General features: G+C 67.9%; 9 protein-coding genes. 5 read left to right on the forward strand and 4 right to left on the reverse strand.

Features of this window, described 5'->3' with window-relative positions:
* Positions 1-42: 42 nt before the first annotated feature.
* Entirely contained in the window at positions 43-231 is a 189-nt protein-coding gene (locus VG561_RS18500) for a Flp family type IVb pilin (RefSeq protein WP_005416979.1), read from the reverse strand.
* Positions 232-924: 693 nt separating this feature from the next.
* On the opposite strand from VG561_RS18500, the gene VG561_RS18505 reads away from it, so the two are divergent.
* The 4 genes from VG561_RS18505 to VG561_RS18520 all read left to right on the forward strand — a co-directional run bounded on the left by VG561_RS18505 (position 925) and on the right by VG561_RS18520 (position 9,222).
* Positions 925-1,905 carry an AraC family transcriptional regulator gene (locus VG561_RS18505; RefSeq protein WP_032962548.1) on the forward strand — a complete coding sequence of 327 codons (981 nt, stop codon included), beginning with the start codon at positions 925-927 and terminating at the stop codon, positions 1,903-1,905.
* Positions 1,906-2,140: 235 nt separating this feature from the next.
* Positions 2,141-7,906 carry an ESPR-type extended signal peptide-containing protein gene (locus tag VG561_RS18510; RefSeq protein ID WP_423179865.1) on the forward strand — a complete coding sequence of 1,922 codons (5,766 nt, stop codon included), beginning with the start codon at positions 2,141-2,143 and terminating at the stop codon, positions 7,904-7,906.
* 61 nt (positions 7,907-7,967) lie between these two features.
* Positions 7,968-8,810 carry an OmpA family protein gene (locus tag VG561_RS18515; protein ID WP_053494469.1) on the forward strand — a complete coding sequence of 281 codons (843 nt, stop codon included), beginning with the start codon at positions 7,968-7,970 and terminating at the stop codon, positions 8,808-8,810.
* Between the two features lie 148 nt (positions 8,811-8,958).
* Positions 8,959-9,222, forward strand: a complete 264-nt coding sequence (locus tag VG561_RS18520; protein WP_223224455.1) for a DUF6959 family protein — start codon at positions 8,959-8,961, stop codon at positions 9,220-9,222.
* Positions 9,223-9,302: 80 nt separating this feature from the next.
* Here the strand turns inward: VG561_RS18520 and VG561_RS18525 are convergent, their stop codons facing one another.
* Positions 9,303-10,130, reverse strand: coding sequence for a class I SAM-dependent methyltransferase (locus VG561_RS18525; RefSeq protein WP_032962545.1), 828 nt, complete (start codon positions 10,128-10,130; stop codon positions 9,303-9,305).
* Between the two features lie 63 nt (positions 10,131-10,193).
* Here VG561_RS18525 and VG561_RS18530 point away from each other — a divergent pair, with 63 nt between their 5' ends.
* A complete protein-coding gene (locus tag VG561_RS18530; protein ID WP_423179866.1) occupies positions 10,194-10,601 on the forward strand; it encodes a MerR family transcriptional regulator in 408 nt (135 codons plus the stop codon).
* A 73-nt stretch (positions 10,602-10,674) separates the two neighbouring features.
* Here the strand turns inward: VG561_RS18530 and VG561_RS18535 are convergent, their stop codons facing one another.
* Entirely contained in the window at positions 10,675-11,391 is a 717-nt protein-coding gene (locus VG561_RS18535) for an MgtC/SapB family protein (RefSeq protein ID WP_423179867.1), read from the reverse strand.
* Between the two features lie 101 nt (positions 11,392-11,492).
* Positions 11,493-13,265, reverse strand: coding sequence for a chloride channel protein (locus tag VG561_RS18540; RefSeq protein WP_046431088.1), 1,773 nt, complete (start codon positions 13,263-13,265; stop codon positions 11,493-11,495).
* Between the last annotated feature and the right edge of the window lie 15 nt (positions 13,266-13,280).

Genomic DNA, 13,280 nt, shown 5'->3' on the forward strand with positions numbered 1-13,280 from the left:
CGCCCCACCGTCGCGGCTCTGCCGGCCGCGCGCGGTCGCCGCTCAGGTCGTCGAGCCCGACGCCTTGGTGGCCAGTGCGGAGAGGTTCTTGAACAGCGTTTCGAAGAACCCCTTGATCTGGTCGTTGCCGACCGCGATCAGGACACCAGCGATGACGGCAGCCAGCAGCCCGTACTCGAGCGCGGTGACACCGTCTTCTTCCTTCAGGAATTTGCGGATCGATGCGTTCATGACCAATGTCTCCCTCTACCTGTCTGCGGATGCAGTACACCTGCGTTGGGCGGTGGCCCGGCTCCGCCGGGATCGTCCGTGGGCCTCCGCGCGTCCTGGCGGAGGAGGCACGGCGGGATGGGCCCGCTGTGCTCAAGCAGGGTGATCGTCTCCAGGCAGGCCGCCAGCCGCACGGTCGCGACCGCTCGGCCCGGGGCCGGTGGTCGAGGCATCCAATGATGCGTGCGTGGTCATGCTGTCCCCCTGGGTGCGGCCGGATCAGTTGGCCGGATCACCGTGCTATCGACTTTGCCTGAATGGAAGTTGGCTGCAACAGGAACCTATATGCAAATTCGGCAGAAACCCCGCGATGCTGAAACTTTCAGGCCGTTTCTGTGACGAGAATCCGTTCGAAGGCAAAACGATTCATGGTCGTGCAGATTATGTGATTTCCATTTTCCGGCGCATGCGAAGACCGTGCCAATGGCGCCGACATTTTCTTCATCTGTGTATCTTTTTTCTTCATTGCAGCCCGCGGGTTTACCTTCGCCGATTATCGGGCATACTCGCATTCAAGCTGTTGCATTTCCATGGTTGGCCGCATCGGAGCCGATGCGGCCTGCACGACAACGGAAGTGGTTTCTGGATCGCTGCGCGCCCTGTCAGGCAGTGGGGGCCGCATCGCATGGCGGATCAACGGGGGACAACACTGTCATGGTCGATGGTGGGGTAGGAGACAGCGGCGACAGCGGCCTGCGGTCGATAGACCTGGCCACGCTGAGCGGCGTGCTTCGTGTCTGTGATGTCGAACTGCTGCTGCTCGATGGCAATGGGCCACGTGCGGCATTCGCTTCGCGCGTGCACGAGGAAGCCCTGTTCTGCAGCATCAGCTGCGGTTTCCACTGCCGCGGCCGTTTCATGCTGCCGCCGGACTGGGCGATGCTCGGGTACCTGCACGCCACCGATGAGACGCTGAGCTGGTGCCATGGCGTACCGCTCACGCCGGGGATGGCGTTGACGATCATGCCGGAAGGCATCAGTGAGTTCACCCTGAGCCCAGGCACGCACATGACCCTGATGCTGCTGCCGGTGGCACGGGTGCAGCGCAAGCTGACCGAACTGAGCCTGCGCAGCACGCCTCCCGCTGGCCAGGCACTGTCACTGTTCAATCTGGCCAGCGAAGGCACGCCGTTGGCACGCCACTACCAGCAGCTGCACCTGCAGCTGGGGCAGGGTGCAGGCCTGCAGCCGGAAGAAACTGAAACCCTGCTGCACGAGCATGTGCAGGCCCTTCTGGGTGCCGGTGCGGCGGATCGCCCGGGTTGCAGCCGTGCACGGCGTACGCATTATCTGATCGCACAGCGGGCAGAGAACTTCATGCGGCTCAACCTGCGCCGCAATATCTACATGAATGAAATCTGCGATGCGGCTGGGGTCAGCGAGCGCGGCCTGCGTTATGCGTTCGAGGACCTGTTTGGAACCTCGCCCAACCGGTATCTCTCCATGCTGCGCCTGTGCGCGGCCTGCCGCAGCCTGTCGATGGCCGATTCCAGCCGTCGCTCGGTGAAAGCCATCGCCCTCAGCTGCGGCTTGTGGGATCTTTCGCGCTTCGCCGACAATTACCGCAAGGTATTCGGCGAACTGCCGCGCGATACCCTGATGCGCGCGCCCGCGCAGATCGGCCAGCCGGCCTGAGCCAAGCCCCGCAAGGGTTTTCGCGGCATTCGTGCCGGAATTGCACATCCGCTTGCCGATCATGTTGCCGCTTCTGCATAAACGGCTGCCGATTCCGGCCGTGGATTTGCCGGAATGCGCGATTGCCGTGCCGGATTGAAGTGCGCCGCCACCGTTGCAACCGCTGAAATGTCAGTCACCTGCCTAACGGCAAGTCCACTGACATTCCAGTTGTTCGCCTACGGGGGAAATGCTCATGAACCGCATCTACCGGCGTGTATGGAACCGCCAGCTCAATGCTCTGGTTGTGGCCTCGGAACTGGCCACCGGCGACAGCGGCGGCGCCGCACGCGATCCGCGCGCCTTCCTGCTGATGCCCACCGCGCTGGCCCTGGCACTGCTGTGCGCGCTGGCCAGCGGCCACGCAGGGGCATCGGAAACCAATCAGTCGCTGCGCGACCTGCAAGCGCTTGCGGCGAAGTATGCGCAGCCGATGCCGGTCAAGGTCGACGCGGAAGTGGCCTTGGCTGCCGCCGCGCGACAGGCGCAGAGCAGCCCCGCGATCAGTGCGGACGCTCGCCTGGGCCTGCAGTTGAACACCACATCGCTGCCGGTGGTGCGTGACGTATTGCCGGCCGCCGTACAGGTGAAGCTGGCAGCGAACACCACGCCGAAGCAGGTGGCCGTGCCGGCGCTGGCGGCCGATGTACGCGCGACTGTCGGCCTGGGCAACACTGCGATCAAGGCGGCACAGGTGGATGCATCGCTGGCAGCGCACGTTGCGCCGGGCGCGCAGGCGCCGCTGGGCGTCGCTGCCGATGCGCGCGCCAGGGCCAAGGTCGGCATCGCTGGCCATCAGGTCGCTTCGATCGATTCGGGTGCCCGGGCGGCAGCGGGCCTCAGCGGTTCGTCCCTGAAGGCCTCTGTCGACGGCGACACCGACGCGCATCTGGCGGTGGCTGGCCATCACATCGAGGGGCAGGGCCAGGCCCGGGCGACGGCGGCGGTCACGCTGCCGGCCAAGGAGGAACTGCCGGGTGACACGCATGATCGCGCCATCAGTGCCGCGTTCGATGCCGGCGCCGCGGGCAAGGTGCGCGTGCAGGCGCCGGACGGCCAGGAAGTAGTCGCCGATCGCAACCTGAAGCTGGCCGGGCAGGCAACCGTAGCCGCGCAGCACAGCGCGCTGGGCGTCGGCGGTCTGGTGGGCGGAGCAGTGGATGCTGTCGGCGGGACGCTTCACGGTGCCGCGGGTGCGGTCGGTAGCACGGTGGGTGGTGCGCTGAACGGCACCGTTGGCACGGTTGGCGGTGCAGTGGGCGGTGCACTCAACGGCACAGTCGGCGCGGTCGGCGGTGCAGTGGGTGGCACGCTCAACAACGCGGTGGGCGCAGTCGGTGGTGCGGTTGGCGGTGCACTGAACGGCACGGTAGGCACGGTCGGTGGTGCAGTGGGCGGCGCTCTGGACGGTACTGTCGGAACAGTCGGTGGCGCAGTGGGCGGTGCACTCAACGGCACAGTCGGCGCGGTCGGCGGTGCAGTGGGCGGCACGCTCAACAACACAGTCGGCGTGGTCGGTGGTGCAGTTGGCGGTGCACTGAACGGCACGGCAGGCACAGTTGGCGGCGCCGTGAGCGGCGCGCTCAACAACACGGTCGGCGTGGTCGGTGGTGCAGTTGGCGGTGCACTGAACGGCACGGCAGGCACAGTTGGCGGCGCCGTGAGCGGCGCGCTCAACAACACGGTCGGTGCGGTCGGTGGTGCTGTGGGCGGAGCTCTGAACGGCACCGTTGGCCAGGTCGGCAGCGCAGTGGGCGGTACGCTCAACAACACGGTCGGTGCGGTCGGTGGTGCTGTGGGCGGAGCTCTGAACGGCACCGTTGGCCAGGTCGGCAGCGCAGTGGGCGGTACGCTCAACAACACGGTCGGCGCAGTCGGTGGTGCAGTTGGCGGTGCTCTGAACGGCACGGTCGGCACAGTTGGCGGCGCACTGAACGGCACCGTCGGTACCGTCGGCGGTGCGGTGGGCGGAGCTCTGAACGGGACTGTCGGTACGGTCGGCGGTGCAGTGGGCGGCACGCTCAACAACACGGTAGGCGCAGTCGGTGGCGCTCTGAACGGCACTGTCGGTACCGTCGGCAGTGCGGTGGGTGGCGCACTGAACGGCACTGTCGGCCAGGTCGGCGGTGCAGTGGGCGGCACGCTCAACAACACGGTGGGCGCAGTCGGTGGCGCATTGAACGGTACCGTCGGCAGTGCGGTGGGTGGCGCTCTGAACGGCACCGTCGGCCAGGTTGGCAGCGCGGTGGGCGGCACGCTTAGCAATACCGTCGGCACGGTCGGTGGTGCAGTGGGCGGCATTCTCAACGGCACCACCGGTAGCCCCGGCACAGGCCTGGGCGGCGTGCTGGGAAGCACGCTGGGCAACGTCGGCAGCGCGGTGGGCAACCTGCTCAACGGCAATCTCAATGGCACTGTCGGCAACCTGGGCAGCGCCGTGGGTGGCCTGGTGGGTGGCACGCTCGGCAGTCTCGGCCTGACCCAGCCGTCGGCGATCCCGCCGACCAGCCCGAAGGCACCGGCGCCGGCCGACCCGAATGCCGGCCTGATCATCGGCACCGGTGGCCTGGTCGGCAATGTCGGCCAGCTGATCGGGCCGACCACCACCAGCCTGTTCGGCGGCAATGGCTACCTGAGCAATGGCAATCTCAAGCTCAGCAATGCCAACGTGATGCAGACCTATTCGACGGTCAATGTGCTGGGCCTGCCGGTGGTGAACCTGTCGCCGGTCGGCAGCACGCTCAACGGCCTGGGTGGCGCCGCCACGGGCGGCAGCTCGCACCTGACCCTGATCGGTGGCGTCACCTCCGACAGCTATATCTACAACATCAACAACGGCAATCCCGGTGGCCTGCTGGGCCTTCTTCTGCCGACCGATTCGCCGGCGTGGGCGGCCAAGTGCCTGGACATCGCGCTGGCCGACATCTCCTGCTGGGCCGTCAACGCGGCGCAGGACTACCAGGTGCTGATGGGTGACGGCGCCTTCGCCAACGGCTCCAAGGAAGTGGTGATCGGTGCCAACGCACGGCATGAGCTGCCGAAGGTCGATGCCAACGTCGCCTTCCCCGGTGATGGCGTGAACGATCCCAGCAACCCGACCGGCGTGCCGACGGCCGACTATGCCGCGCGCATGGGCCATTCGGTGATCGTCGGCGACAGTGCCGTCGGCACCGCCAACGGGCAGACCCTGCTTGGTGCCGAGTCCACCTCCAACCAGGCCAACTCGGTCGCGCTGGGCTACCGCTCGGCCGCACTGCGTGGCGCGCAGGCCAGCTACAGTGCCTACGGCCTCACGGCGCCGCAGGTCTCGGCCGGTGAAGTATCGGTGGGCACCGCCGGTGGGGGCGAGCGCCAGATCACCAACGTGGCTGCGGGCAGCGGCAACACCGACGCGGTCAACGTAGCGCAGTTGAAGGGCGCGATCAGCCTGATCAACGGCGTGGCGGATGCTGCGGTGACCTACGATCTGGACGCCGGCGGCAATCCGAACTATCGACGGGTCACCCTCGGCGCAGGCACCGGCACCACCACCATCGGCAATCTCGCCGCCGGTGCGGTCACCGCGGGCAGCCTCGAGGCCGTCAACGGTGGCCAGCTGGCGGCCACGAACAGCGCGATCGCCAGCTTCTTCGGTGGTCGTGCAGCCTTTGACCCGGCCAGCGGCATCTTCACCGCACCGCTGTTCGAGATCAGCACGATCTCCACCACCGGCGCCATCGCCCAGGGCCTGTACACCAACGCCACCGATGCCTTCGCGGCGGTGGATGGTTCGCTGGTCAACCTCAACACGCAGATCACCGATATCCGCAACGGCGGTACCAAGTACCTGCGGGTGAACTCGACCGGTACCGAGGCCGTGGCCAGCGGCGCCGATTCGATCGCGGTCGGCACCAATGCGCGGGCGACGGCAGCCAACAGCATCGCAGTGGGTGCGGGAAGCCTTGCCGATCGTGCCAACACGGTTTCCATCGGTACCGCTGGCGCAGAGCGTCAGGTCATCAACGTGGCGGCCGGTACCGCGGCCACCGATGCGGTCAACGTGGGACAGCTGCAGGCCTCGGAGCAGGGGGCACTGCGCTATGACCTCAACGCCGATGGCAGCGTCAACTATGCCAGCGCCACGCTGGGCCAGGCCGGCACCGCCACCACGCTGCGCAATCTCGGCCCGGGCCAGGTCAGCGCCACCAGCAGCGAGGCCATCAACGGGGCCCAGCTGTTCGCCGCCAACCAGGCTGTGGCCACCCACCTCGGCGGTGGTGCTGCGGTCAGCGCCAGCGGCGTGCTGACCGCACCGACGTACTCGATCAACAACGTCGCCGCCAACGGCACCGTGACCAAGGGCAGCTACAACGACGTCGGCACCGCCTTCGATGCGGTCAGCAACTCGCTGGCCAACGTTGCCGACCAGACCGGCGAGATCGACAAGCTGGCCGTGAAATACGATGTCGACGGCAGTGGCAACGTGCTCAACAGCGTGACGCTGACGGGCACCGGTACCGGTGCGGTGAAGATCACCAACGTCGCCGCCGGCAGCATCCTGGCCGGCAGCAGCGACGCCATCACCGGCGACCAGCTGTTCAGCACCCACAGCACCATCGCCAACTACTTCGGCGGCACCACTGCCTACAACGGCACCACCAACGCGTGGACCGCGCCGACGTTCAGCATTTCCAGCATCGCCACCGATGGCACCTTCACCAGCGGCGATTACAACAACGTCACCGCCGCCTTCACTGCCGTCGATGGCTCGCTGAAGGTCCTCAACCAGCGCATCACCAACGGTGGCGGTGGCAGTGCCTACCTGGCGGTGAACTCGACGGCGGCCGCAGCCACCGCGGCCGGTGCGGAAGCGGTGGCGGTCGGCCCGCAGGCCAGTGCAGCCGGTGCCAACAGCGTGGCGGTCGGCAACGGTGCCAGCAGCAGTGCCGGCAACAGCGTGGCGCTGGGTGCCGGTTCGGTGGCCAGCGTTGGCGCACAGAGCGGCTATACCGGCGCCTACGGCCAGACCGGTGCCAGCAACTCGGCCGGTGAGGTCTCGGTGGGCAGCAGCGGCAGCGAGCGCAAGATCACCCACGTTGCCGACGGCTCGGACACCTACGACGCGACCAACGTCGGCCAGCTGAAGAACGGCGTGAATTACGCCATCGACGAGTCGAAGAAGTACACCGACCAGAAGATCCAGAACATCACCAACGTGGCGGGCAGCTTCCGCGCCAACAACACCAACAACCTGGCCGATCCGTCCGCCAGCGGCGCCAACTCGGCCGCCGGTGGTGCAGGCTCCACTGCCGCCGGTGCCAACTCGACCGCGCTCGGCAATGGTTCACAGGCGCAGGCCGACAACTCGGTGGCATTGGGTGCGGGTTCGGTGGCGAACCGGGCCAACACGGTCTCGGTGGGTGCCAGCGGCGCCGAACGCCAGGTGGTCAACGTGGCTGACGGCTCGCAGGCCACCGACGCGGTCAACGTGCGCCAGCTGCAGGCCTCGCAGCAGGGCACCATCCGCTACGACACCACGGTGAACGGTGCGACCAACTACAACAGCGTCACCCTGGGCAGCACCAGCAGCGGCCCGACCACGGTGCGCAACGTTGCCGCTGGCACCGCCGGTACCGACGCGGTCAACGTGGATCAGCTGAAGTCGGGCATGGCGCAGACCCTGGACTGGTCCAAGGCCTACACCGACGAGCGCATGGGTGGCTTCGAGCGCGACCTGCGCAAGACCGACAACCGTGCTTCGGCCGGTATCGCCTCGGCGATGGCCACCGCAGCGCTGCCGCAGCCCAGCGAGGCGGGCCGCAGCATGGCCTCGATCGCGGCTGGCAGCTACAACGGCGAATCGGGCGTGGCGCTGGGCATCTCCGGTGTCTCCGAAGGCGGGCGCTGGATCTACAAGTTCAGCGGTTCGACCAACAGCCGTGGCGAGGCCGGCGTGGCCGTCGGTGCCGGCATCCAGTGGTGATCCCCGCCGCCGGGCCGCACCCGCGGCCCGGCATCGCGGAAACGTCTACAGGGGGAATGACATGAAACAGCATCGCATCGCCCGCGCCGGCCAACATGCCGCTACGCTGGGCCTGATCCTGGGGATGGGCCTGCTGGCCGCCTGCCGCAGCCATGCGCCGGCCACCGACGGTCCTGCCGAGGCCACCGCCGTGCAGTTCCCGGAGGCCTCCAGGGCCTCGTTGAAGGAAGGCATCTATCCGGACGTCGCTGACCTGCGCCGCTTCGCGCCGGGCATGAGCAAGCGGCAGTTGTACACGCTGCTGGGCACGCCGCATTTCAACGAAGGCATGTGGGGCGTGCGCGAGTGGAACTACCTGTTCAACTTCCGCACCGCGCAAGGTGCGGAGTACTTCACCTGCCAGTTCCAGGTCCGCTTTGACAGCAAGGGCATTGCCCAGGCGGGTTACTGGAAGCCGGAATCGTGCGCGGCCGTGCTGGAGCCGCCGCGGCCACCGGCCCCGCCGGCACCGGCACCGGCACCGCTGCCGGAACAGCCGCTGCGGCTGTCGGCCGACGCGTTGTTCGGCTTTGACAGCGCGGTGCTGAGCGCGGAAGGGCAGCAGGCGGTGCAGGGCATCCTGGCGCAGGTACGCGAAGCCGCACAGGTGCAGTCGATCAGGGTGACCGGCTATACCGACCGTATCGGCAGCGCCAGCTACAACCAGGCGCTGTCGCAGCGCCGCGCCGAGGCCGTGCGCAGCGCGCTGGTGCAGGGCGGCGTGCCTGCGGCCAGCATCAGCGCCGAAGGACGCGGCGCGGCTGAGCCGATCGTGCAGTGCGGGCAGCGCAACCGGCGCGAGCTGATTGCCTGCCTGGCGCCGAACCGGCGCGTGCAGATCGCCGGGATGGCACAGCCACGTTGACCCTCCTGCGCCGGGGCGGTGCCCCGGCATCCCGAGTCCCCCCTGACCGCCGGCAGGCGTGGCAACGTCTCCCCCGTCGTCCACGCCTGCCTGCGGCTCAGGTCTACAAACGGTGCACGCGATGAATGCCCAATTCCTGCCACTCTCCATGAAGACGGAAGCTACGCTCAGCGTGTACGGCCAGCTCGGCAACCATGCCGTGGTGCGCATCCCGGGCCGGCGCCTGCCCGGCTTGATCCTGCAGGCCGATACCGTGGCAGGGTTCCTGGCCCAGCTGCAGGAAGCCCAGGCCTGCCTGCGCAGCGGCCGCGCACAGCGCACCGACGCCGAGCTGGACATGCTGATCGACGTGCTGCAGCAGTGGTACGCCTTGATCGAATCGCGCCTCGCCGACGCCGGCGAGGCGCTGTAAAGAAAATGGGGACGGAGGGGATTAAGTCGTTTCCTGCACACGCGGGGCAAGAACGACTTAATCCCCTCCGTCCCCTTTTCCTACGCGCGGGCGCGGACCAGCCAGCAGGCGGCATCCACGCGTACGCGGTCGCCTTCGATGAACGGCGCGAATGCAGCCAGCGCCTGGTGGCGAAGCACGGCGGCACGGGCTTCCGGCATTGAGCGCAGGGCCAGCCCCAACGGGCCCAGCTGGCCGACATAGGTGGGCAGGTCTTCGCGGGCGATCGAGCAGGGCAGGTCTACCGCAACCACCTCCACATCCTTCCAACCGGCGGCCCGCACAAGCCGCTGTACCTGCCCGCCGTCGGCAAAGGCGAACTGTCCCGGCGCGCCGGGTACCCGGGGCGGCAGATCCAGTGCATCGCCGATGGCGCGCTCGGCCGTGGTCATGAATGGATTCTCGTCGGCACTGCGCCAGGCGATGAAGCGCAGCCCAGCGCCGGGTGTCGCGGCACGATGCAGGTTGGCGAACGCGGCCTGGCTGTCCTCGAAGAACATCACGCCCAGCCGCGACTGGATCCAGTCGAAGTGCGCGGACGGCAGAGGATGGCGCTGCGCGTCTGCCACGATGAAGTCCGCGTCCAGTCCCGCAGCCTCGGCGCGCTGGCGGGCCAGCGCCAGCATCGGCGCGGAGATGTCCAGGCCGGTGCTGTGTGTCGCCGGGCGTGCGGCGGCTGATGCCAGCAGGCTGGCACCGGTACCGCAGCCTACATCCAGCAGTTGCGTGACGGTCTCCGGAAGTTCGGCCACCAGCAGGTCGGCCATGGGCTGGAACAGGCCATCGAGAATGGCCTGCTGCGCAACCCAGACCTGGCCGCCAGGACCGTTCCACAGGGCGCTCTGATCAACGGGGGGTGTACGGGTCATGGTCTTGCCTTGCAGGGAAGTCGCCCATAGGTTGGCGCTTGAAGGTCACTTGAGGTCAAGCCCGTGCGTGAACTGGATATCGGCGAAGTGGTCAAGCGCAGTGGCGTGCCGGCCTCGACCCTGCGTTACTACGAACAGCTTGGGCTGCTGCAGGCAGTGGGCCGTCGCGGCCTGCGCCGGCAGTACGACGAGCAGGTGCTGGAGCGGCTGGCACTGGTCGGCCTGGGCCAGGCGGCCGGGCTGTCGCTGCAGCAGATCGGCGCATCGCTGCCGCCGCAGCGCGGATGCCTTACGCTGGATCGTGAGGCCCTGCTGGCGCAGGCTGATGTGCTGCAGCGGCAGATCATCCAGCTGCAACGGGTACGCCGGCACCTGCAACGTGCGGCGGCCTGCCCGCAGGCAGAGGATGTCCGGAAGTGCGGCTCGTTCCGGAAGCTGCTGCGGGCACAGCAGCGCATGGCGGGTGGGTGAGGGAAGCGTATCCACGCATGGCGTGAATCTACTGCAGCACGACCTCGGCAGATCCACGCCCTGCGTGGATGATTCAGTCGCGGGTGCTGACTTCCCACGTGGCATGCAGCACCCCCGGCACGTGCTCCATCCGTGCCAGCACCAGATCCAGCTCGTCGGCACTGACCGCGGTACTGACCAGCACCGCGATCACGTCGGTAGGCGCATCGGCATGCTCGACCACCTGCACATCGCCCACCGGATACTGCGCGGCCTCCAGCGCATCGACCAGTCGCTCGCGCACCCGCGGTACGGCTTCGGTATCCACGCTCAGGCGCACTTCGTAGGTGGCTTCGGTCGCCGCCTCGTTGATCGGGATGCGGTTGATCGCATTCACCAGCGGCCGCAGCAGCGTGTTGCCGGCGATGATCAGCACGGTCAGCAGCACGCCCTCGGCCAGCATGTCCGCGCCGGTGCAGCTGCCGACCGCCGCCGAGCACCACAGGGTGGCGGCGGTGTTCAGGCCGCGCACGTTCATCCCTTCCTTCATGATCACGCCGGCGCCGAGGAAGCCGACACCGGAGACCACGTAGGAGATCACCCGTACCGCCTCGGCGCTGCCGGCGATGCGCATGCCCAGGTCGACGAAGGCGGCGGCGCCCACTGCCACCAGCACGTTGGTGCGCAGGCCGGCGGTGCGTTGCCGGTACTGGCGCTCGGCGCCGATCAGCGTGCCCAGCACGAAGGCGGCCAGCAGGCTGACCACGGTGTCGGCGAAGGGACCGGCCTGGAAGGTCTCAATGAAGCGCATGGCCGGAGTCTACCCGGTCGAGGTGACAGTAGATCCACGCCATGCGCGGATTTCGAAAGTGTCAGAAACGACTTAATCCCCTCCGTCCCCTTTTGGCGGGGTCAGTCGGTGTCGTCGACGCGCTCGCCCATCAGTTCGCGCTGGCGCTTGTCCAGTTCCTCGGCGTAGCGCTTGCGGACGAAGGCTTCAGAGACCACGCCCAGGACCTGGCCGTCGGCGGCGACCACGGCCAGTTCATCGGCCTGGGTCTGGTCGAAGCGCTGCATCACGCTGACCACGTCCGCGGCCGGTGACAGTGACACGTCCCGGTTCTCGGCCAGCTCGCCGATCATGGTCTCCGGCTTCACGCCGTCGCCGTAGACGCGCGGAATCTGCACGATGCCTGCGTAATGGCCTTCGCTGTCGATCAGGATCACCCGGCTGCCCGAACCCAGCGGGAAGCGCTGGCGGAACGTGGCGGCATCGAGATCGGCCGGCGCGGTAGCCACGCCTTTGCGCATCAGCCGGCCGGCGTTGAGGTTCTGCACCCAGCCCACGTCGCGTGCGCTCTTGATGGTCTCGCCGCGCAGGTGCATGCGCCAGGTCGAGAACGAATAACCGAACCACTGCCGTACCAGCGTGCTGGAGACCAGCACCGCACTCATCACCACGCTGGTCAGCAGGAAGTCGTGGGTGCCTTCCAGCACCAGCATGGCCATGGTCATCGGTGCGCCGACCACGGCGGCGGCCAACGCTGCCATGCCAGCCAGCGCGGCGGACGTGGCATCGATCACCGGCACACCAGTGGCCATCGCCAGCAGGCCGGCGAACAGGGCGCCGACCAGGGTGCCCATGAACAACGAGGCGAAGAACAGGCCGCCGCGGAAACCAAACCCGAGCGAGATGCCCGAGGCCAGGCACTTCAGGGTCAGCAGGCCGCCGATCCAGATCAGCGGCAGGTGCGTGGTCAGGTCCAGGTGCAGCGCGCCATGGCCGGACGACAGCACCTGCGGGCTGGCCAGGGCCAGCGGAATCAGCAGCAGGCCGCCCACCACCGGCCGACCCCAGGCAGGCAGCGGGCTGCGCTTGACCGTGCCTTCGATCGAGGCGATCAGCCGCATCACCGCGATGCCGACCATCGCGCAGCAGCAGCCAAGCAGGCCGTAAATGGCGTAGTCGGCGGCGCGGACATCAATCGTCGAGGCAGCCGGCAGCAGGTAGGGCTCGATGCCGGCCTGGTCGGCCACGAATGCACCTGCCAGCGCGGCCACCGCCACTGGCGCCAGTGCGGCCGGGGTGTAGGCGCCGATGACGATCTCGAAGGCGTAGAACGCGCCGGCCAGTGGCGCCCCGAAGGCGGCCGCGATGGCACCGGCGGCACCGGCGCCGACCAGGATGCGCACGTCGTTGCGGCGCAGGCGCATCACCCTGCCCAGCTGCGAGCCGCTGCCCGCTCCCATCTGCGTATACGAAGCCTCCAGCCCGACCGAGGCGCCGCAGCCATTGGACAGCAGGGTCTGGGTCAGCACGATGAGGTTGTCGCGCATCGACATGCGCCCGCCATGCAGGGCATTGGCTTCGACCGCATCGAGCAGGGGCCGCTTGAGCCGGGTCGCGGCCAGGCTGACCAGGCCGACCAGCAGGCCACCCAGCGGCAGCACCAGCAGTGCGGTCCAGGTCAGCGCGGGCAGGGAGCTCAGGCGCATGCCGTCGTCCAGCCCGTACAGGGTGCCCTGCAGCCAGCGTGCGATGCCGGACTGCAGCAGGGTCAGGTAGCCGGCGATCAGGCCGACCAGCAGGGCAAGCGCGATGAACCACAGGTCGCTGCCGCGCAGGCGCAGGCGCAGGCCCTGGAAGGCCAGATGCAGGCGCGATGGCGAAACAGGCAGTGACATGGTGGCGGCATGATA

Origin of the sequence: Stenotrophomonas sp. CASM110 (assembly GCF_049384345.1) — a bacterium.
Lineage (GTDB): Bacteria > Pseudomonadota > Gammaproteobacteria > Xanthomonadales > Xanthomonadaceae > Stenotrophomonas > Stenotrophomonas muris.